Here is a 21480-nt window from a genome sequence, read left to right on the forward strand (position 1 = left end):
TGGAAAAATGACCTTACAAGCAATGACAGCTGAAGAAATGAAGGAAAGCAAGGCTTATCGTGAATGGGGCTTGCAAGATTTTGAATACGACAAGATTTGTGAGATTCTTGACCGCTTACCAAACTATACGGAAACTGGGGTTTTCTCTGTGATGTGGAGTGAACACTGCTCCTATAAAAATTCTAAAAAAGTCTTGCGACAATTTTACACTGAAGGGCCTCAAGTTCTTCAAGGACCTGGTGAAGGTGCAGGTATTGTTGATATAGGAGATGAGCAGGCTGTTGTATTTAAAATGGAAAGTCATAATCACCCATCTGCTGTAGAACCTTATGAAGGGGCAGCTACCGGTGTCGGAGGGATTATCCGTGACATCTTTTCCATGGGCGCTCGTCCTATTGCTATGTTAGATTCTTTGAGATTCGGCGAACTGGACAATCCTCATACCCGTTATATTGTGAATGGCGTGGTAGATGGGATTGGCGGTTATGGGAACTGCATCGGTATTCCTACTGTAGGAGGAGAAACTTGTTTTGACCCTTCTTACGAGGGTAACCCATTAGTGAATGCGATGTGTGTGGGCTTAATTGATCATAAGAATATTCAAAAGGGGCAAGCTAAGGGGCTTGGTAATTCGATCATGTATGTAGGAGCCAAAACTGGTCGTGATGGGATTCATGGGGCTACCTTTGCTTCTGCAGAATTTTCTGAAGAAAATCAAGGGCAACGTTCTGCTATTCAAGTAGGGGATCCTTTCATGGAAAAATTGTTGATGGAAGCATGCCTGGATTTGATAGAAAACCATCAAGAAGCCTTGGTAGGTATACAAGATATGGGGGCTGCAGGTTTAGTTTCATCTTCTTCTGAAATGGCTTCTAAAGCGAATTCTGGTGTGGAGTTAAATCTTGACCATGTGCCACAAAGAGAAACAGGGATGACGCCATATGAAATCCTTCTTTCAGAATCTCAAGAACGGATGTTGATCTGTGTTAATAAAGGTTATGAAGAAGAAGTACGTGAACTCTTTGCTTCATATGATTTAGATGCTGTCACTATCGGTAAAGTAGTGGAAGGGAACCGTTACACTATTTATCAACATGGAGAATTAGTAGTAGATATTCCTGTGCATTCTTTAGCAGAAGAAGCTCCGGTTTATGATCGTGAAATGACTTTACCTCAACATTTAAGAGGAGAAGAAAAAGAAGCTTTCCTACCAAAAGTTGAGAATTTAGAAGAAGCTTTAGATGAACTTTTCCATATGCCTGAAATGGTCTCCAAAAAATCTCTTTACCAAACTTATGACTCAATGGTTCGGACTAATACAGTGGTTGGGCCTGGTAGTGATGCAGCTGTTTTACGTGTGCGTGGGACTCGTAAAGCTTTAGCGATGACGACTGACTGTAACGCTCGCTATATCTATCTTGACCCTTACAAGGGTGGCCAAATGGCAGTTGCAGAAGCGGCTAGAAACATTGTAGCTACAGGTGGGAAACCTTTGGCGATCACAGATTGCTTGAATTTCGGTAACCCTGAGGATCCAGAAATTTATTATGAATTGTGGCATTCAGCTAAAGGGATTTCTGATGCTTGTCGAGCTTTAGAAGCTCCTGTTATTTCAGGGAATGTCTCTCTTTATAATGAAAATCAAAATGGGGCTATTTATCCAACGCCAACAATTGGGATGGTTGGTTTAATTCAAGATATAGACAATCTCTTAGTAAATAAATTCAAAGCAGAGGGTGACTTGTTGTATCTTATCGGTAAGACAGAAGGAGCTTATTCTGCTAGTCAAATTCAAAAGTTGCAAGAAGGTCGTATTTATGGGGCGATTCAATTTGATTTAGACGAAGAAGTGGCCAATCAAACAGCTGTGTATGAGGCTAATTTAGCGAATTTATTAAGTTCTTGCCACGACTTATCTGAAGGTGGTCTAATCGTTGCCTTGTTAGAAATGTGCTTTAATACGAAATATTCTGCAAACTTGAAAACTGATCTGACAAAAGCTCAACTCTTTAGTGAAGAAGGCTCTCGTTTCTTAGTGACCGTATCTAAAGAAAATCAAGCTAAATTTGAAGAACACTGTCAAAATATTGCCTACAGCCTATTAGGTGAAGTGACGATCGATGACAAATTATCTATTGAAACAGCTGAAGGATTAGAAGAAATTAACGTTCGTCGTATCGAGCGTTCATATAATGAGGTGTTGCCATGGTTGTTGAACCATTAAATGATGAACAAACTTGCCTGAGTGAAAATTACTGGACAGATAGAGAGGAAAAACGTGATGATTGCTCGGGGTCTCTACATGAAGAATGCGGTATATTTGGTGTTTTCGGTCATCAAAATGCCAATCAATTAGTTTATTTTGGCTTGCATGCCCTTCAACATAGGGGACAAGAAGGGGCAGGGATTACGACTTCTAATGAAAATGGCGACTTTTACCATTACAAAGGCAATGGGCTTTTAGCACAAGTTTTTAAAGATCCAGCAAAGCTAAATGGCTTAAAGGGGAATCGAGGAATTGGTCATGTGCGTTATTCTACGTCAGGATCTTCCAGCTCGGTGACAAATGTTCAACCATTTTTATTTCATTTTCATGACCAAACCATTTCGTTAGCTCATAATGGGAATTTAACCAATGCTAGAAGTTTGCGGAAGAAACTAGAAGAGAATGGGTCAGTTTTTCATTCTGATTCAGATTCAGAAGTTTTGGTTCACTTAATTCGTACGAGTCACCGACCAAGCTTCCATGAAAGACTGGAGGAAGCCTTGAATCAAATTCGTGGGGGCTTTAATTTCTTGATCTTAACAGATGAAGAGCTTATTGGTGTTGTGGATCCTAATTCTTTCCGCCCATTAGCGGTAGGGCAATTGGCTAATGGAGCCTATGTTCTATCAAGTGAAACCTGTGCTTTTCATGCTATGGGGGCTAAGTTTGTCCGAAATGTGCACGCTGGGAATTATGTGGTGATTAATAAAGATGGGTTAACTATCCACCAATATACAGATAAGACGCAAATAGCCTTGGAATCCATGGAATTCATCTATTTTGCACGTCCAGATAGTGATATTGCTGGGATAAATGTGCATTCAGCTCGTAAAAATTTAGGACGGGTATTAGCTAAAGAGAGACCTTGTAAACAGGCTGATATGGTTATTGGCGTTCCAAACTCCTCTTTATCTGCAGCTACGGGATATGCCGAAGAATCTGGTTTGCCTTACGAATTAGGTTTGATCAAAAACCAATACATTCAAAGAACCTTTATCCAACCGACACAAGAATTGCGTGAGCAAGGGGTAAAACGTAAACTGTCTGCGGTTAAAGGGGTGGTTGAAGGCAAGTCGATTGTCCTTGTAGATGATTCTATCGTACGTGGAACAACTTCTAAGCGCTTGATCAAATTGTTAAAAGAAGCTGGGGCAAGAGAGATTCATTTGCGTATTTCTAGCCCACCATTGCGTTTCCCTAACTTTTATGGGATTGACTTGTCGACTAGTTCGGAGTTGATGGCAGCTAATCATACGGTAGATGAAATGTGTCAAATACTAGGCTGTGACAGTTTAGGTTTTATGACGGTAGAAGGCTTGATCGAAGGGATTGGACTTCACTTTGATGCGCCTCATCGTGGTTTATGTACAGATGTCTTCACTGGTGATTATCCTGCACCATTGTGTGACTATGAAGAACGTTTGAAAGGGCAACTAACCCCACTTCAAAAGCGGGTGTTGAAAGGAGAAAATGTCGATGACTGATGTGGAAAATCGTTATGCGGCAGCAGGCGTAGATGTTACTGCAGGATATGAAGCAGTAAAAAGAATGGGAAAGCACATTGAACGGACAAAACGTGCAGGTGTTTTAGCGGGCTTAGGGGGCTTCGGTGGTTTGTTTGAACTGCCTAAAGGTTATAAAGAACCCGTTTTGGTATCTGGTACGGATGGTGTAGGAACTAAAATTATTTTAGCTCAAGAAGCAGATACTCTAGATGAGATTGGAATTGACTGCGTTGCCATGTGTGTTAATGATGTCTTAGCGCAAGGGGCTGAACCACTTTTCTTCCTAGACTATTTGGCTGTTGGGAAAAACCATCCAGAAAAGATTGAACAATTAGTCAAAGGGATTGCAGAAGGTTGTGTACAATCTCATGCTGCCTTGATCGGTGGAGAAACCGCAGAAATGCCAGATGTATACAATGAAGATGAATTCGATATGGCGGGTTTTTGCGTAGGAATCGCTGAAAAAAGTCAGTTACTTATTCCTGAAAAGGTAAAAGAAGGGGATGTATTGATTGGCTTGCCAAGTTCTGGTGTCCACTCTAATGGCTTTTCCTTGGTGAGAGATGTGCTGTTTAAAAAAGCGAAGCTAGATAAAAACCATCGTTTAAGCTCTGGTCAAACCCTAGAAGAAGCTTTGTTAACTCCAACACGTATTTATGTCGAAGAAGTCCTGCCTTTAATCAAGAAAGGCTGGATTCATGGGATTGCTCATATTACAGGTGGGGGCTTTGTGGAAAATGTCCCTAGAATTTTACCGGATCATTTATTGGCTGATATAACTGTTGATGAGATCAAGAGACCTGAAATTTTTGACTTTATGCAAGAAGTAGGTCAAATTCCGGACGATCAAATGTATCAAGTCTTTAATATGGGGATCGGAATGGTTCTTGCGCTAGCAGAGGAACATGTAGAAAATGTCTTATCTGAGGTCAAAGATGGCCTTATAGTCGGACGTGTGCTAGCAAATAGAGAAGGTCTAAAACCAGCTATTCGACTGCATAAAGAAGGGAAGATTTTATAATGCGTGTGGTTATTCTAGCTTCTGGCAACGGAACGAACGCTGAGGCTTTAATCCAAGCGCAAAAGGGGAGATCTTACCAAGTGGTAGGATTGGCTAGTGATCAAGCGCAAGCTAAAGCTTTGGAAAGAGCTGAAAAATTAGGAGTGCCGACTGCTGTATTTGAGCGGAAGTCTTATGATAGTCGCCTCGAATGGGAAGAAGCTATTGTAGCTTGGTGCCAATCAATGAAAGCAGAAGTGCTTGTCCTAGCAGGATATATGCGTATAGTAGGTAAAAGCTTTTTAGAAGCTTATCCCAATAAGATAATCAATGTGCATCCTGCCCTCTTACCTCTTTTCAAGGGTAAGTCGGCGATTGAAGATGCTTATAAAGCAGGTGCGAGCCGAACTGGTGTGACGGTTCATTTAGTCGATGAAGGCATCGATACGGGGCCTATTTTGAGTCAAGAGGCTCTTGATGTAGATCCAGAATGGACTTTGGAAGAATTGGAAGAGCGGATCCATCAAATTGAACACCGCCTCTATCCAGAAGCCATCGACCGCTTTTGCCAAGAAAGACAATAGGAGGAAGATGACATGACAAAACACTATGCCTTACTGAGTGTATCGGATAAGACGGGAATTTTGGAAATAGCTAAGGGCTTGCTGGCAAGCGGCTTAACCCTTTTATCAACTGGTGGAACTTATAAAGCCTTAGTAGAAGCAGGGATTGATGCGACTAAGGTAGAAGATTTTACAGGATTTCCAGAAATGATGGATGGACGGGTAAAAACACTTCATCCTAAGATCCACGGTGGGATTTTAGCTAGGCGTGATTTAGCCTCTCATAGACAGGCTATTAACGAACATGACTTAGCCTATATTGATGTAGTGGTGGTTAATTTATATCCTTTTAAGGAAACGATTCAACAAGATGGGGTCAGCCTAGAAGAAGCCATTGAACAAATTGATATTGGAGGGCCAACCATCCTTCGTGCCGCAGCGAAGAATTATCGAGATGTGACAGTCTTGACTGATCCACAAGACTATAAAGAAGCGATCCGTCAGTTTAAAGAAGATGGGGCAACTTCTTTAGCTTTTCGAGCTTATTTAGCTAAGAAAGTCTTTGCTCAAACCAGTCATTATGATGGATTAATTCATGATCATTTAGCTAAGGCTTTAGAAGGCTTCGGTGATTTTGAAGAATTCCACTCGAAAGATTTGACCTTAACCTACGAATTTGAGCAAGAAATGCGTTATGGGGAAAATAGCCAACAAGCAGCAAGTTTATATAAGATTGAAAATTCACCTATTATTGGGATTCCTCAAGCCAAACAATTGCACGGGAAAGCTCTCTCTTACAACAATTTGAAGGATGCAGATGCGGCTATTCGGCTGATTAGTGAATTTGAAGAAACTTGTGCAGTGGCTTTGAAACACATGAACCCATGTGGTGTAGGGATTGGTAAAGACATCAATCAAGCTTTTGATCGTTGCCATCGGGCTGATCCAGTTTCTATTTTCGGGGGTATTTTAGCCTTTAATAGACCTGTTGAAAAAACTCTAGCTGAAAAAATTCATAGAATCTTTATCGAAATGGTGATTGCTCCAGAATTTACGCCAGAAGCTCTAGAGATTTTAAAGAAGAAGAAAAATATTCGTCTTTTAACCTTACCATTACCGGTTAAAGCTTTAGACCAAGACAAGGAATATGTTTCTATCCTAGGTGGCTTATTAGCCCAAAGCCGTGATACAGTTAGAGATCTTCCTGAAGATTACCAAGTCATGACTGAATTAGCTCCAAGTGAAGACCAAATAAAAGCCTTACACTTTGCCAATCGAGTAGCTAAACATGTGAAAAGCAATGCGATAGTCATAGCTAATGCACATATGACTCTGGGGATTGGGGCTGGCCAAATGAATCGTGTGGGGGCAGCTAAGATTGCTTTAGATCAAAGTCAAGAAAAAGAAGAAGAGGACCGTGCTCACATGGTTATGGCTAGTGATGCTTTCTTCCCAATGGATGATACGGTGCGCTTGGCAGCTCAATATGGAGTAGAGGCTATTGTGCAACCTGGGGGATCTATAAGGGACAAAGATTCTGTTCTAGCTTGTAATGAATTAGGTATTCCAATGGTGAAGAATGGCTATCGGCACTTCCGTCACTAATAAATATCAAGGAGGACGCAAAGATGAAGAATATTTTAGTAGTGGGTTCTGGTGGAAGAGAACATGCCATTGCAAGAGCCTTTGCTAAGAGTACTCAGGTAGCTAGTGTCCTTGTTGTTCCAGGTAATCCAGGAATGATAGAGGGAAAAATTTCTACTCGATCTCTTGCGGTAGATGATGTAGAAGGATTGCTAGATTTGGCCAAGCAAGAAAAAATAGATTTAACTTTTGTAGGCCCAGAGCAGGCTTTGGTTAAAGGTGTGGTGGACTCTTTCGAAAAAGAAGGATTGGCCGTTGTTGGTCCAACAAAATCAGCAGCAAGACTAGAAAGCTCTAAACAATTTGCTAAAGAAGTCATGGAGGCTGCTGGAGTAAAAACCGGTCGTCATCATTACTTTAAACCGGGAGATTTGCTAGCTGCCTTAGAGGAAATAGATCAATTGACCCCGCCATATGTGATTAAAGAAGATGCCTTGGCAGCAGGTAAAGGGGTTTCTATAGTTTCTGATGTAGAGGAAGCCAAGAAAATTGTTAAAGAATCTCTTTCAGCAGGCCATTCCCTTTTGTTGGAAGAATTTTTAGAAGGAGAAGAATTTTCCCATTTTTCCTTAGTAAATGGTGAAAAAGTAATTCCTTTGACCGTTGCCAGGGACTATAAAAGGATTTATGATAACGACAAGGGACCGAATACTGGAGGGATGGGAGCTTTTTCTCCAGTGCCTTTTGTGGATCAAAGTTTATGTGATCAAGTGGTTGAAAAAATTGTAGGGCCAGTTGCTAAACAAATGGTTAAAATGGGTTGCCCTTATACAGGTGTCCTTTATACAGGCTTAATTCTAACGAAAGAAGGGCCGAAAGTAATCGAGTTTAATGCCCGTTTTGGTGATCCTGAAACACAGGTGATATTACAACGATTGAAAAATGATTTTGTTGATTTGTTAGAAGCCCACCTAGCGAAAAAGGAAGTCATTGCTGAATTTTCAGATGAATGGGTAGCTGGAGTTGTTTTAGCGGCGGCAGGTTATCCGTCAACTTATAAAAAGGGCTTGCCTATAGATATTACAAAGTGTCATAAATCCTCAATTTATTTTGCCGGGGTGACTCAGGAAGAAAAAGCGACAGAGGAGCATTATAAGAGTGCTGGCGGGAGAATTTTAATGGCGACTGGACGTGGTAAAGATTTATCTCAAGCTATTAAAGTAGCTTATGATGAGATAAAGTCTATTGATGCAACAGATTGCTACTATCGGAAGGATATAGGCAAAGCTTTTATAAAAGACTAGAATAAGTTGATAAGCAGTTTGATTGATTCAAAAAGACAAGTAGCTTTTGAAATAAAAAGAGAGTAAAGAGCTGGAAGTCTAATTGACGAAGGGATTTTGTAGGATTTTTAAGGATGGGATAAAGGAGGATGGCTTGTGTCAGATGTTAAAGTAGCAATGGTGATGGGGAGTAAATCAGATTGGGCACAAATGAAAAATTGTGCTGAAATTCTAGATACTTTAAAAATTCCTTATAGTAAAGCAGTGGTTTCCGCCCATAGGATGCCTCAAGAAATGTTTGAATTTGCTGAGACTGCTAAAGAAAAGGGAATTGAAGTGATAGTTGCGGCGGCTGGTGGGGCAGCTCACTTACCGGGAATGATTGCAGCGAAGACTCTCTTACCAGTCATTGGAGTCCCAATGAAATCTTCTAGTTTAAACGGAGTCGATTCCCTTTTATCTATCGTTCAAATGCCTGCTGGTGTCCCTGTTGCAACGGTTTCTATTGGACCATCTGGAGCAAAAAATGCTGCTTTATTAGCAGCTCGCTTCCTAGCGGTGCATGATTCTTCTGTCTATGATAGACTGGATGAGTGGATGAAAATCCAACACGACCAAGCTGTAGAAAGTAGTGATGATCTTGTCTGATAAAAAAATCCTTAATCCCGGAGCGACGATTGGCATTATTGGAGCTGGTCAACTGGGGAAAATGTTGGCGCAATCAGCTCAAGCCATGGGTTATCTTGTAGCTACTTACGATCCAAATCCTAATGCTTGTGCATTTGCTGTTTCGGATTGGCACTGTACGGGAAGTTTTGATGATGAAAAAGCCTTGTTAGATTTTGCTAACAAGGTAGATGTTTTAACCTATGAATTTGAAAATGTTAACGGCGAACTTTTAAATAAATTAAATCGTCATCATTATTTACCACAAGGTGTAGATCTACTTCTCACAAGCCAAGATCGTTTGAAAGAAAAAGCTTGGTTAAATGAGATTGGCTTAGAGACTGCTCCTTATCGTCCAGTAAATTCAAAAGAAGATTTATTGACAGCTTTAGAAGAATTAGGCTATCCAGCGATCCTTAAAACGACTAGGATGGGTTATGATGGGAAAGGTCAGATTCGCTTGTCCGATCCTAAAGATTTAGAAGTGGAAGCAAATCATTTATCACAAATTTTAGCCAGTCCATGCATTTTAGAGGGCTTTGTAGCATTTGACTTGGAAGCTTCTATTATGGTCAATGGGGATTTAGAAGGGAATTATCAATGTTTCCCAGTCACTATTAATCGTCACTATCAAGGTATTCTTGCAGTCAGTGAGACGGTTAATCCCTCTTCTTTATTGGCACAAAAAGTGGCAGAAGTTGGCTTGAAAGTTGCTAAAGAAGCAGGTCTTGTTGGTTTGTGTGGGATAGAGTGCTTTGTGTGTGGTGATAAAGTTTATGTCAATGAATTAGCACCTCGTCCACATAATTCAGGCCATTTAACCATTGAAGCTTGTAATTTTTCTCAATTTGATGCTCATATTCTTGCGATTACTGGTCGACCATTAGCTCGGATTCGTCTCCTATCGCCGGCTATTATGGTCAATTTGCTTGGCGAAAATCTAAATCAGGCTTTAAAATGGCAAATGACTGACCCAGATGGCTTCTATCATTTGTATAAAAAGGGAGAAGCCAAAGCTAAACGAAAGATGGGGCATGTGACTTACTTAACCAAAACTTTTGATGAAGCTAATTATTTAGCTGGTCAATTTGAAGTTTTGAAGAAAGAAGCGGCTGATGCTGAGTAGAAAATTAAAAAGAAACCCCAATATCTTGCTTATTTTTAATAATAAGTTTATAATCTTCTTATAGTTAAAAAATGAACAAGAATAAGTGGGGGAGAAGGATGTCTATCTATTCATTGGGAAAACAAGAAAAGATCTGTCACGGCCATTTTACCCCCGCAAAGAATAGATGATACCTTATATGCGATTTTTCAAGCGCTCCCTGTGTTAAAGGGAGTGTTTTTTTAGCTAAGGAAGAAAGAGGTGTGGGATGGTTAGTTTATTTAAACGATTAGCTACTTATGTTAAAGGACACAAAAGACGTTATTTAACTTGCCTATCGCTTATGCTTGTGGCTAGTTTAGCTAGCCTTGCTCCAGTTCAAGCCATTCGTTATCTTGTGGATCTATTGGTGGAAGGGGATTTAACAAGAAATAAACTAGGGCTTTTGCTAACAGTCACTTTTTCCTCAGCCCTTTTGGCTTACATAGCGGAAAGTCTTGTAGATTACTGCATTTATTATGGTGAATATGATATTGGAAAAGAATTGAGAGATCAATTGTATCGCCATTACATTAGTAGGGGTGGACTTTATTATAAGCGATTACCAATAGGGGATCTTCTGACTAGAGCCAATACGGATGTAACGACGATGGAGATGATCATGGGCTATGGCGTTATGGTGATGCTCAATTCATCAGTGAATATTGTCAATATATTAAGCATGATGATCTTAACCATTTCCCCTCTTTTAACCCTACTTGCTTTAACGCCAATGCTGATACTAGGAATTTTGCTCTATTTTATCGCTGATAAGATAGAAGATGCCTATTCAAAAAAACAAGTAGCCTTATCGTCCATGAATAAAAAATTGTTAGAAATTGTGGACGGTATACGTGTTGTTCGAGCCTTCGGGGTAGAAAAAAGGATAGAAAAGGCATTTAATGGATTAACGAATAAATTGAGGAAAAAGGAAAACGAGGTCAACAAGTGGGCTACTTTCTTTGAGGGATCCTTTCCATTTTGTTTAGCTGCTTGTTACTTGCTTGCTTTTATTGGAGGAGCTAAATTATTACAAGATGGACGATTAACAGTTGGGGCAATGATGTCTTTCATGATCTATCTGCAAATGGTGATATGGCCAATTGTTTCTTTAGGGGATTTAATGAGTAGTATGCAACAAGGAAAGGCATCTTGGGAGCGCATTGAAGAATCCTTAAAGATTACGGATCAATTAACGGAATTTGGGCAAGCGGAAATTGCTGATTTTCATTCACTTGTATTTCAGGATTTCTCCTTCCGCTACAAACTAGAGGATGAAGATGTTTTGAAGCATATTCATTTGACGATTAAATCAGGAGAAAAAATTGGTATTGTTGGTAAAACTGGCTCAGGGAAAACTACTCTAGTTCGTTCACTTTTATCACGCTACCCTTTCTTTGAAGCAGAGCCATTCATCAATGGGCAAAAGATCAGTCATTTTTCAAGGCAAAGTATTCGGGCTTTGTTCAGCTATGTCCCGCAAGAACAAGCAGTATTTAGCAGAAGTATTAAAGAAAATTTGACTCTAGGTCAGGGTGAAGTCAGGGATAAGGCTATTGAAAAATCTTTGAAAATGGCTGATTTATGGAAAGATATATTGCGCATGCCTGAGGGATTGGATACCCTAGTGGGGGAAAAGGGAGTCAGCTTATCAGGCGGTCAGAAGCAACGTTTAGCAATGGCTAGAGCCTTTTTGAATAAAGCGCCAATTTTAATTTTGGATGATGCCCTATCAGCTGTTGACGTTTCAACTGAAAGGCATATTTTAAAGGCGATTCGAAAAGAAGCAAGTGAACAAACACAATTGATTGTTTCCCACCGCCTGACTGCAGTGAGAGATTGCGATCAAATTATTGTATTGGATCAAGGGGAAATTGTTGAACGAGGGCGACATGAAGAACTAATGGCAAAAGGGCAATGGTATGCTAACCAATACAGGAAACAGATGTTAGAGGAGGGCTAAAATGACAGCAACTATTAAGCGTTTGCTTGCCTATTTACTAGTGCAACCTTGGCTCTTTATCACTGGTTTAGTTTTCCTCTTCCTTCAAACGAGTTTAGGGGTTAGTCAGACACTTTTGATAAAGCAAATCATTGATCAGGTTTTGGTGCCTTTAGGTCAAAGGCATGTGTACTATCAGGATAAATTTATACATCTGTTACTTTTAATTGGATTAACAGCAATTGGGATAATGGTATTTCGCTTTATTGCCATGTATTCCTTACAAGTTCTGTCCAATAAAATTGCTAAAAAGATGAGAGATCAAATGTTTGAGCGGATGAATCAACTTCCGATGGCTTATTTTGACCAGCATGCAAGCGGAAGTTTGGTATCACGTTTAACGAATGACGTAGAGGAAATTCGTCGACAATTTTATGTAGCAGGTCTTGCTATGCTATTAATGAATGTCGTCATGGTTTTAGGGACTTACCTCATGTTGTTTCATTTAAGTCAGGAGGTTTGTTTGGCCATGCTTGTGCTTTTGCCTATTGTAGTTATTTGGCAAGGACTTTACACAAAGAAAATGTCACCGATTCAAATCAAAGTTCAAGAGCAACGGTCTGATTTAACCTCGCAGATGAATGAAAGCTTACAGAACGTGGAAATTGTTCAAGCTTTTGGAATGCAAGATGACCTGATTAAGAAATTTATGACTGCTAGTCAACAACTTATGCAGTGGCAATTAAAGGGCTTGCGATTAGAAACATGGGCTTCCTATACTTTAAGCAAGCTGATGATTTATGTAACGCAAGTAGCTTTAGTAGCTTTTATAGCTTTGGGCTTTTTGCAAGGGAAGGAAGCTGTGACTGCGGGTTTGCTTTACGCCTTGGTGGAAGGAACTTCCCGAGTACTTGAACCTTTGGGAATGGTCGTAAGAATTGTAGGATCAGTCCAACGCTCATTGGCAGCAGGTCAACGAATTTTCCAATTTCTTGATGAAAATATAGAAGATGAAGTGGAAGATGATCTCTCTATCCAAGACGGGAAAATTGACATCAAGAATCTTGATTTTGCTTATAAAAACGAGCACTATATTTTAAAAGATTTCTGTTTAGAAGTTGGAGCACATGAAACGATAGCTATCGTTGGTGAGACAGGATCTGGGAAATCTACCTTAATGAACCTGCTTTTTCGCTTTTATGACCCAAATGCTGGAGAAATCTTGATAGATGGCCAAAATATTTTTCAAGCTAGTCGGGCAGCCCTCAGGAAAGGGATGGCTATAGTTCTCCAAGAACCTTATATTTTTTCTGGAACGATTTTATCGAATATCACGCTAGATGATCCGACAATTACTGAAGAAATGGCTCAAGAAGCCCTAGAAAAAGTTGGAGCTTGGAAGTGGATTAGCCAATTGGAAATGGGAATTCATCAGCCAGTGGTTGACAAGGGAGAAGAATTTTCCTCTGGTCAAAGGCAACTCCTGAGTTTCGCACGTGCTTTGGTGAGAAATCCTAAAATATTGATTTTAGATGAAGCGACTTCTCACGTCGATAGCGAAACAGAAGGCTTGATTCAAGAAGCCATGGCAATCTTAAAGGAAAATAGAACCACTTTAATTATTGCCCATCGTTTATTGACCGTACAAGATGCCGATCAAATTATTGTGTTGTCTCAAGGGAAGATTGTTGAAAAAGGCCAACACAAAGACCTTCTAGAGGCGAAAGGCTTTTATCATCAAATGTATCTCGATCAAGCAAATAGTTTTTTACTAGAATAGTGAGTGGAACAATTTTGATAAAATCTTTGTATTGAACCTATACTGTTAGGCGAGTTACTGAAAATTTTTAGTCTTAGAATATAGAGTAAGAGTCCTTGTTTAAACGCAAATAGGACTCTTATTTGTGGTACAATGCTAGTTATAAGCTATATTAAAAAAGGGGGATGAGCAAGTGATTGGGAACTATGCTTACCCAATGAACTCAGATTGGAGCCATGAAGAAATTGCTCTTGTAGTGAATTTATACAGTTTAATCGAGGATGCTTACGAAAGGCGAGCTAGAAAAGAAGATCTCTGTTTAGCTTATCAGGCTTTTAAACGAATTGTTCCAAGTAAAAGCGAAGAAAAGCAATTGGATAAAGCCTTTGAAGAAGCGAGTGGCTACTCCATCTATCGCACCATGAAGGCCACTAAGGAAGCAGATATTTGGGTAAAAATGGAAGAGAGTCAGCGTCAAAAAAGGAGGAAGTAAGGGTGTTAGAAAAAGAAGACCATTTAAAACGCTTCGGGCTAGCAAAAAAATGGATGAAAGAGGCCTATCATTGGTTAAAAGCTCAAAGTGATGAACAGTTAGTCATTGATGAAAAAACGAGTCGAACCGACCTAGTGACGCAAATGGATAAGGGAGTGGAACGCTTCCTTGTGGGGAAAATAGAAAGTGCCTTTCCTTTAGATGCCGTTTTAGGCGAAGAAAAGCAAGCCGGTAAAGCTGATTTAACATTTAAAAGCCCTCAATGGGTGATTGATCCTATCGATGGGACCATGAATTTCGTACAAGAACGTCGCCATTATGCCCATATATTAGCTTTTTATGATCAAGAAGAATTAATTTTTGGGGTACTAGTAGAAGGTGATACAGGCCATATATTATCAGCTTTTTCTGGTGAAGGAGTTTACTATCAAGGCGAGAAGTTAGAAGCACCGGATAAAAATCTCGATCAAGGCCTAATTGAAATTTCTGCTTCTATTTGTAATTCTCATCCTCAAGCGGTTACTGCCTTTTTAGATCGATCCATGGGTATTCGGATTACTGGATCTTCAGGTCTAACGACTATTGAAATGGCTTTGGGATCACGTATTGCCTATGTAGCTGGTAAATGTGCCCCTTGGGATATGGTTGTGGCACGATTGATCGCTAAAGAATGGGGCTTTAAGCTGACGGATTTCTCTGGACAAGAGATTCCTTTACCAGATTCGAGTGAAATTATTTTTGCGCATCCAAGGATTTATCCATTCTTGCTTCAAGCGATTCAATTAGATCAAAAAAAATAGTTTGAGATTGCCTTTTTTCGTGTTACACTAGTGTTCGTAAGAATGGGTGAAGAGGCACTAGCTCATGTGAAATGTTGAAGACCTCCAAAATCGAGGTCTTTCTTTATGGTCAGAAAACTAGCTAGGTTATAAAGCTAGCTAGTTGGTGAGTAGAAATGAGATGAGTTAGCCTTAATAGGAAGATTGCCTGCATGACATTATTCGGCTAATCACTTTTTACCCATTGCGCAATTCTTGAGGAGGAAGTAAGTAATGAAAAAAAGAGAGGATATTCGTAACGTGGCGATTATTGCTCACGTCGACCATGGGAAAACAACCTTAGTTAACGAATTATTGAAACAATCCCATTCTGTTTCTGATCGGACAGAATTACAAGACCGAGCCATGGACAGCAATGCTATCGAAAGAGAACGTGGGATTACTATTCTAGCAAAGAATACTGCTGTAGATTTCCAAGGTACTCGTATTAATATTCTTGATACTCCAGGGCACGCCGATTTCGGTGGAGAAGTTGAACGGATCATGAAAATGGTTGATGGAGTCCTATTAGTAGTGGATGCCCAAGAAGGAACTATGCCTCAAACACGTTTTGTGTTAAAGAAAGCCTTGGATCAACATTTAGTTCCAATCGTTGTGGTAAACAAAATTGATAAGCCTGCTGCTCGTCCAGTAGAAGTTATTGATGAAGTTTTAGACCTCTTCATTGAATTGGGTGCGGATGAAGATCAATTGGAATTTCCGGTTGTTTTCTGCTCTGCTATTAACGGGACATCATCTCGCTCTGATGATCCAGCAGAACAAGAAAAAACAATGGATCCTATCTTTGAAACGATCAAAGAACATATTCCAGCACCAGAAGATAATTCTGATCAGCCCCTTCAATTCCAAGTAGCTCTTTTAGATTATAATGACTACGTTGGTCGTATCGGTATTGGCCGAGTATTTCGTGGGAAGATCAAAGTTGGGGATGCAGTTGCTTTGATGAAACTGGACGGTTCGGTTAAACATTTCCGTGTGACGAAGTTATTTGGTTTCTTTGGCTTGCAACGAGAAGAAATTCAAGAAGCTAAAGCAGGTGATTTGATTGCTGTTTCAGGGATGGAAGACATTTTCGTTGGGGAAACAGTCGTACCAGAAGATAATTTAGATGCTTTACCAGTTCTTCATATTGATGAACCAACTTTGCAAATGACTTTCTTGACGAACAATTCGCCATTTGCAGGGCGTGAAGGGAAATTTGTAACGTCTCGCAAGATCGAAGAACGTTTAATGCGTGAATTACATACGGACGTTTCTTTACGGGTAGAGCCGACAGATTCGCCAGACGCTTGGATTGTTTCTGGACGTGGGGAATTACACTTGTCCATTTTGATTGAAACGATGCGTCGTGAAGGTTTTGAATTGCAAGTATCTCGTCCTAAAGTTATTCAAAAACGTGTAGATGGTGTTTTATGTGAACCATTTGAACGGGTACAAATTGATACACCTCAAGAATATGCAGGGAGTGTTATTGAATCTTTAGGCCGTCGTCGTGGTGAAATGCAAGATATGATCCACACAGGTAATGATCAAGTTCGTCTCATTTTCTTAGTGCCTGCTCGTGGTTTAATCGGATATTCTACTGAATTCCTATCCATGACTTCTGGTTACGGCATTATGAATCACACTTTTGATCAATACTTACCAGTCATTGAAGAGCAAATCGGTGGACGGCGTAATGGGGCTTTAGTAGCCACTGAAACAGGTAAGGCAACTACTTATGGGATCATGGGCGTTGAAGATCGTGGGACGATCTTTATTGAACCAGGGACAGCTATTTATGAAGGACAAGTTGTTGGGGAAAACTCTCGTGACAACGATATTGCAGTTAATATTACTCGTGCTAAACAAATGACTAACGTGCGTTCTGCTACAAAAGACCAAACGGCAGTCATTAAAACGCCACGTAAACTCTCTTTAGAAGAATCATTAGAGTTCCTAGGAGAGGACGAATATTGTGAAGTCACACCAGAAACCATTCGTTTGCGGAAGCAAATCTTGAATAAGGGTGAACGTGAAAAAGCTGCTAAACGCTTGAAAAAAGCAAAAGAAGCCGCTAAGTAGAAAATTCCTATAAATTGAACAAACCCTAAAGTTAGGCTGGAAGGTCTAATTTTAGGGTTTTTATGTCAATAACGAAGATTAGCTAGGATTAAAGTTGAGTCGAACGAGAAATTTTTTTGCTAGGAGGCCAAAGCGTTTTTTGGCTGAATGACTTGCTAGGTATTTTCCCTATACTTTTGCTATAATAAAAGGAGTGATTCTAAGGAGGGATGATAGTGACCGAAAAAGCATGGCAAATATTAAATGAAAATGCGGACATCATCTACCAATTGATTGAACGGCAAAAAAACTATCTGTGCCTAACTCAATGTCCTGCTGTTGAAGAAGTGATCGATACGCAATTATTTGGTTTAACGAAACAGGTGGAATTTGCCATCGCCATTGATGCCATTAGTGAAGAAGAGGGTCATGCCTTAATTTCTCGCCTAGAAAGCCGATTGAATGATGTTTACTCCGTCATTTATGACCAACACTATGAGGGATTTCGGTCATGAACAATTTTCGTTTAAAGCTCCCAGTGCGTAAGATATTACGGGAGTTGGATAATACCTTGCTTTTGACTTATTTAGCTTTAATGATCATCGGCTTTTTAGCGGTTTTATCCTCAAAGGGAGCCATAGCAGAGGTAGGTTGGTTTTCTATTATAGCCGTTATTTTTAAGCAACTTTTTTTCATTGGGATCAGTTTATCTGGAGCAGTTCTTTCTTATATCTTTTTCAAACGTTATTTGAAGCACCAATCCTTTCTTTGGCTTTCTAGTGTCCTCTTAGTTTTTAGCCTGATTCTTGTCCTTCTTATCGGAAGGGAAGTTAATGGGGCTAAAAGTTGGATTTTAATAGGTAGTATGCAATTGCAACCTTCAGAATTTGTTAAAGTGTTTTTGATTTGGTGGTTTGGCGTCACTTTTAGTGCGACGAGACAGAATCAATACGCTCTTTCCTCTAGCCTTGAGAGTTTGATACAAGTAAAAAAAGATGTTTGGTTGGAACGTTGTCTACTTTATGGGCCAGTTGCCTTGATGGTCTTTTTAATCAAATGTCAACCGGACTGGGGGACAAATATTGTGATTTTCACCCTCTGGTTTATTTTGCAATTGGTGGCTAATCGGTATCGGAGGGGAGCTAAGATCCTTATTCCTTTAGTCTTCTGCCTCGCCTTATTTATCATTTGTTTTGTCCCATTATCCTTTTTAAAATTTTTACCAAGACATATGTATAGCCGTTTTCTAGCCTTTCGTGAGCCTTTTGCACATGCAGATGCTGCTTCTTTCCAAATGGTGAGAGGGTTTATGGCGATGTCACGTGGCGGTTGGTTAGGGCAAGGGCCAGGAGCTAGTCTTTTTAAAACAGGCTATCTGCCAGAAGCTTCTACCGATTTTATTATGGCTATTTTAGCTGAAGAATGGGGATTTGTAGGGGTAATTGTGATTTTAGGACTTTTGCTGACCCTTATTTTACGACTTTACTATTTAGCTTTAAAAGCTAGAACCCGTACTAATAAGTATATATTGACTGGTGTGGCGAGTCTGTTTCTTATTCAAAGTGTCATAAATTTGGGAGGATTAACTGCCATTATTCCTTTAACAGGGATTACTTTACCTTTCCTGAGTTATGGCGGATCAAGTTTGTTAGCTTTCAGCATGGCAATAGGCTTGGCTTTTGCTAGTTTGGATGTCGAATCATCCTACTTACGACTAGGGAAAAATAGACCAAGTAAAAGATATTCACGGCAAAGGTTTAACCCATCGGATCATGCCAGGGAAAGTTTAGCGCCGTCTTCGGAAAAGGAGAGTACACCATGAAGGCTTTTTGGAGAAGTTTTTGCCTTACTTTCATCGTTCTGGTCTTTTTAGTCTATATCATTCCTACTATGTCAGATGAGTCGGATAAGGGAGATAATCTGGCCAGTCATAAAAGTATGAAAGTTGATTCAGAGCTTGATGAGAAGGCTTTTTCTCCTGCTTTAGGGAGAGCCTTATGGATTAATCAACCTGTTGAATCCATTATTCAACTTTTAGGAGATCCTGATATTTCTTTAGAAGTCAGTAAAACTAGACGTATTTATCAATATTACCGAACTAGTGGACACTTTCTGTCTATAGAAACTCGTGATGAACGGGTGGTATCAGTGATGGCTTTAGGCAAAGAGGATATGTCTGGCTTTTTCAATATCGGAATGACTAGGGACAATGTAAGAGATGAGATCCCTTTAAAAAAATCTGTACCACTCAAAGAAGATAACAAGATTCGTGATCTTGATCTTAGTAAGCAAGAAAGAAAGTATATTCCTATCGTAGCTTTTGATAATCATTCATATGGCATTCTTTTGTTTAGAAAAGAAGACAAATGTTTAGCAGGTGTCGTCTATGTTGCATCGGATGAACTTTCAAGATTGAATGTTTATGAAGATAATCGCCCCAAAAATATGCCAACGGAGATCAATGCCGAAGAAGTGGATCAAGAAAGCTTAAATCGTTTGTGGCTTAATACGATCAATGCGCTAAGGGAACAGAAAAATCTGCCTGAACTAGATTCTAATGAGCTAGCTTATGCGGATGCTCAACGAATTTTGAAGTTCGTGAAAAATCAACCTCAAAAACAACTGTATTCCTCTGCAAGTGTTTTTAACGCCATTCAAGCTATATATCCAGGACAAACAAGTTTCTTCTTTTCTAATCAACAGTTCCAGTATCTATATAGTAATCTTATTAATTTATTTAAAGAGCAGGATCATATCCATCTTTTTTCACCAAAAGGAAGGGGAAGTAGTTCTTTTTCTGTTGTGGATTCAGATAGTTTATGGCTTGTTCAAGAGAGTCAGGAAGGAGATGAAAGGCCGTGAGAGAATTTGAACCAAGAAGTCGAACGGAAATAATCGTCTATTTATATACTTTAAAGAAAATCAATCAATTGAAACGATATGGCTATATACATTATGTTTCTAAACGGATGAAATATGCCATTATGTATCTTGATAGCCATACAACAGCTCAAACTCTTTCTAGCTTAGAGAGACTACATTTTGTTCGTTCGGTAGACGTCAGCACAAGAAAAGAAATTGAAACGAAAGATTTTTCGAAGATTTTACATGAAGTAAAAGATCTTGGCAAAACTGAAAATAGCCCTAACTCTCAAGGTGAAGTTCCATGCGAGTAGTGGCTGGAGAATATAGAGGGATTCCTTTACTCACATTGAAAGGTGATCTGACTAGACCAACTAGTGATAAAATTAAAGCTTCATTTTTTCAAATGGTTGGACCTTTTTTTGAGGGCGGGAGAATGCTAGACGCCTTTAGTGGATCAGGAGCTATGGCCATAGAAGCCCTATCTAGGGGAATGGATGAGGCTATTTTGGTGGAGAAAAATCCAGCTGCTTGTCAGGTCATAGAGAGCAATTTAAAAAAAGTTAAAACTAGGAAGGGGCGTCTCTATCGTGGCGATGTCCGTCATTTATGGACACAGTTGCCAGGTAGATTTAATTTGATTTATTTGGATCCTCCTTATAGAATAGCGGATATAAGCGGAGATTTAGCGGCTATTCGTCAAGCGAATATCTTAAAGAAAGAAGCTTTAGTTTGTTATGAGCTAGCTAGTGATAGGTCTGTACCTGATAAAGTTGAAGGGTATGAACTTGTTATTATCAAAGATTATAAAGCCACTCGGATTGCTTTTTATCGAGTGAATCAAGAAAAAGCCTAAAGAGAGAAGGTGAGACTGTGGGAGAAAAAATACGAAGAGCTCTGTTCGTTGGCAGTTTCGATCCTATTACAAGGGGGCACTTGGATATTATCGAAAAGAGTTTAAGGGTCGTTGATGAATTAATCATTGGAATCGGAGTGAATGCTAATAAAAAGAGTACCCTTTCTCTAGAAGACCGTCGTTTGATTTTAGAAAAGATCTTTAGTGAAGAGGAGCGGGTAAGGGTCGTTAGCTATTCTGGGGAATTAACAGTTCATCTTGCAGAACGCCTGTCTTGTTCTTGTTTAATTAGGGGTATTCGAGATAGCAAAGATTTTGAATACGAACAGACCATAGCTCAAATGAACGCCCAACTAGCTCCAGAGATCACTAGTATTTTTTTGATGTCAGATCCAAAATATCGGCACATTTCTTCCTCTTTGGTGAAGGAGATTGCTTCTTATGGAGAAGATATTTCGCCCATGGTTCCTGCTGAAGTTATAGCTATTTTGAAAGAAGCCATGGAAAAAGCCTAAATGCCTAACAGCCCAAAAGCCTGGCGCTAGCAAAGTTAAAATCAATAGATAGTTACTATGATAAGAATTGATTGTCTTTGGCTTCTTTTTAGCTATAGAGAAGTTGATCTTTAATCTAAGAAGTCTTTCCTTTAAAAACAGCTGTAAAGTAAGCTAACCC

Annotated in this window: 19 protein-coding genes; all 19 read left to right on the plus strand. The window is 39.6% G+C overall.

Annotated elements, in window-relative coordinates:
- Positions 1 to 7: 7 nt before the first annotated feature.
- Positions 8 to 2224, plus strand: coding sequence for a phosphoribosylformylglycinamidine synthase subunit PurL (gene purL / locus D3H64_RS01355; RefSeq protein WP_121564096.1), 2217 nt, complete (start codon positions 8 to 10; stop codon positions 2222 to 2224).
- A complete protein-coding gene (purF, locus tag D3H64_RS01360; protein WP_121564098.1) occupies positions 2206 to 3750 on the plus strand; it encodes an amidophosphoribosyltransferase in 1545 nt (514 codons plus the stop codon). Before purL ends, purF begins: the two co-directional genes overlap by 19 nt.
- Before the next feature lies 1 nt (position 3751).
- On the plus strand, positions 3752 to 4792 hold the full coding sequence (gene purM / locus D3H64_RS01365; RefSeq protein ID WP_121564195.1) for a phosphoribosylformylglycinamidine cyclo-ligase: 1041 nt from the start codon (positions 3752 to 3754) through the stop codon (positions 4790 to 4792).
- Positions 4792 to 5355, plus strand: coding sequence for a phosphoribosylglycinamide formyltransferase (gene purN / locus D3H64_RS01370; protein ID WP_121564100.1), 564 nt, complete (start codon positions 4792 to 4794; stop codon positions 5353 to 5355). The genes purM and purN overlap by 1 nt, the downstream gene beginning before the upstream one ends.
- A gap of 12 nt (positions 5356 to 5367) precedes the next feature.
- A complete protein-coding gene (gene purH / locus D3H64_RS01375; RefSeq protein ID WP_121564102.1) occupies positions 5368 to 6939 on the plus strand; it encodes a bifunctional phosphoribosylaminoimidazolecarboxamide formyltransferase/IMP cyclohydrolase in 1572 nt (523 codons plus the stop codon).
- Between the two features lie 23 nt (positions 6940 to 6962).
- A complete protein-coding gene (gene purD / locus D3H64_RS01380; RefSeq protein ID WP_121564104.1) occupies positions 6963 to 8222 on the plus strand; it encodes a phosphoribosylamine--glycine ligase in 1260 nt (419 codons plus the stop codon).
- A gap of 156 nt (positions 8223 to 8378) precedes the next feature.
- Positions 8379 to 8849 (plus strand): 5-(carboxyamino)imidazole ribonucleotide mutase, encoded by a 471-nt coding sequence (gene purE / locus D3H64_RS01385; protein WP_121564197.1) that lies wholly within the window; start codon positions 8379 to 8381, stop codon positions 8847 to 8849.
- Positions 8836 to 9993, plus strand: coding sequence for a 5-(carboxyamino)imidazole ribonucleotide synthase (gene purK / locus D3H64_RS01390; protein ID WP_121564106.1), 1158 nt, complete (start codon positions 8836 to 8838; stop codon positions 9991 to 9993). The genes purE and purK overlap by 14 nt, the downstream gene beginning before the upstream one ends.
- Positions 9994 to 10240: 247 nt before the next feature.
- On the plus strand, positions 10241 to 11974 hold the full coding sequence (locus D3H64_RS01395; RefSeq protein ID WP_121564108.1) for an ABC transporter ATP-binding protein: 1734 nt from the start codon (positions 10241 to 10243) through the stop codon (positions 11972 to 11974).
- Between the two features lies 1 nt (position 11975).
- Positions 11976 to 13733, plus strand: coding sequence for an ABC transporter ATP-binding protein (locus D3H64_RS01400; protein ID WP_121564110.1), 1758 nt, complete (start codon positions 11976 to 11978; stop codon positions 13731 to 13733).
- A 172-nt stretch (positions 13734 to 13905) separates the two neighbouring features.
- A complete protein-coding gene (locus D3H64_RS01405; protein WP_255420991.1) occupies positions 13906 to 14205 on the plus strand; it encodes a UPF0223 family protein in 300 nt (99 codons plus the stop codon).
- A gap of 2 nt (positions 14206 to 14207) precedes the next feature.
- Positions 14208 to 15005 carry an inositol monophosphatase family protein gene (locus D3H64_RS01410; RefSeq protein WP_121564112.1) on the plus strand — a complete coding sequence of 266 codons (798 nt, stop codon included), beginning with the start codon at positions 14208 to 14210 and terminating at the stop codon, positions 15003 to 15005.
- A gap of 252 nt (positions 15006 to 15257) precedes the next feature.
- A complete protein-coding gene (gene typA, locus D3H64_RS01415; RefSeq protein ID WP_121564114.1) occupies positions 15258 to 17108 on the plus strand; it encodes a translational GTPase TypA in 1851 nt (616 codons plus the stop codon).
- Between the two features lie 215 nt (positions 17109 to 17323).
- Positions 17324 to 17602, plus strand: a complete 279-nt coding sequence (locus tag D3H64_RS01420) for a DUF1507 family protein (RefSeq protein WP_233554861.1) — start codon at positions 17324 to 17326, stop codon at positions 17600 to 17602.
- Positions 17599 to 18909: an FtsW/RodA/SpoVE family cell cycle protein gene (locus D3H64_RS01425; RefSeq protein ID WP_121564118.1), complete on the plus strand. Its 1311-nt coding sequence runs from the start codon at positions 17599 to 17601 to the stop codon at positions 18907 to 18909. The genes D3H64_RS01420 and D3H64_RS01425 overlap by 4 nt, the downstream gene beginning before the upstream one ends.
- A complete protein-coding gene (locus tag D3H64_RS01430) occupies positions 18906 to 19949 on the plus strand; it encodes a CAP-associated domain-containing protein (RefSeq protein ID WP_121564120.1) in 1044 nt (347 codons plus the stop codon). Before D3H64_RS01425 ends, D3H64_RS01430 begins: the two co-directional genes overlap by 4 nt.
- Positions 19946 to 20263, plus strand: a complete 318-nt coding sequence (locus D3H64_RS01435) for a YlbG family protein (protein ID WP_199700114.1) — start codon at positions 19946 to 19948, stop codon at positions 20261 to 20263. Before D3H64_RS01430 ends, D3H64_RS01435 begins: the two co-directional genes overlap by 4 nt.
- The gene (gene rsmD, locus D3H64_RS01440; RefSeq protein ID WP_121564122.1) at positions 20254 to 20805 is read left to right on the plus strand and encodes a 16S rRNA (guanine(966)-N(2))-methyltransferase RsmD; all 552 of its coding nucleotides are present in this window, start codon (positions 20254 to 20256) and stop codon (positions 20803 to 20805) included. The genes D3H64_RS01435 and rsmD overlap by 10 nt, the downstream gene beginning before the upstream one ends.
- A 17-nt stretch (positions 20806 to 20822) precedes the next feature.
- Positions 20823 to 21320, plus strand: a complete 498-nt coding sequence (coaD, locus tag D3H64_RS01445) for a pantetheine-phosphate adenylyltransferase (protein WP_121564124.1) — start codon at positions 20823 to 20825, stop codon at positions 21318 to 21320.
- Positions 21321 to 21480 lie beyond the last annotated feature (160 nt).

Origin of the sequence: Atopobacter sp. AH10 (assembly GCF_003664595.1) — a bacterium.
Lineage (GTDB): Bacteria > Bacillota > Bacilli > Lactobacillales > Aerococcaceae > Atopobacter.

Coding starts and splice junctions, on each gene's coding strand:
- purL (WP_121564096.1), top strand. CDS start 8: ATGACCTTACAAGCAATGACAGCTGAAGAAATGAAGGAAAGCAAGGCT.
- purF (WP_121564098.1), top strand. CDS start 2,206: ATGGTTGTTGAACCATTAAATGATGAACAAACTTGCCTGAGTGAAAAT.
- purN (WP_121564100.1), top strand. CDS start 4,792: ATGCGTGTGGTTATTCTAGCTTCTGGCAACGGAACGAACGCTGAGGCT.
- purH (WP_121564102.1), top strand. CDS start 5,368: ATGACAAAACACTATGCCTTACTGAGTGTATCGGATAAGACGGGAATT.
- purD (WP_121564104.1), top strand. CDS start 6,963: ATGAAGAATATTTTAGTAGTGGGTTCTGGTGGAAGAGAACATGCCATT.
- purE (WP_121564197.1), top strand. CDS start 8,379: ATGGTGATGGGGAGTAAATCAGATTGGGCACAAATGAAAAATTGTGCT.
- purK (WP_121564106.1), top strand. CDS start 8,836: ATGATCTTGTCTGATAAAAAAATCCTTAATCCCGGAGCGACGATTGGC.
- D3H64_RS01395 (WP_121564108.1), top strand. CDS start 10,241: ATGGTTAGTTTATTTAAACGATTAGCTACTTATGTTAAAGGACACAAA.
- D3H64_RS01400 (WP_121564110.1), top strand. CDS start 11,976: ATGACAGCAACTATTAAGCGTTTGCTTGCCTATTTACTAGTGCAACCT.
- typA (WP_121564114.1), top strand. CDS start 15,258: ATGAAAAAAAGAGAGGATATTCGTAACGTGGCGATTATTGCTCACGTC.
- D3H64_RS01425 (WP_121564118.1), top strand. CDS start 17,599: ATGAACAATTTTCGTTTAAAGCTCCCAGTGCGTAAGATATTACGGGAG.
- D3H64_RS01430 (WP_121564120.1), top strand. CDS start 18,906: ATGAAGGCTTTTTGGAGAAGTTTTTGCCTTACTTTCATCGTTCTGGTC.
- rsmD (WP_121564122.1), top strand. CDS start 20,254: ATGCGAGTAGTGGCTGGAGAATATAGAGGGATTCCTTTACTCACATTG.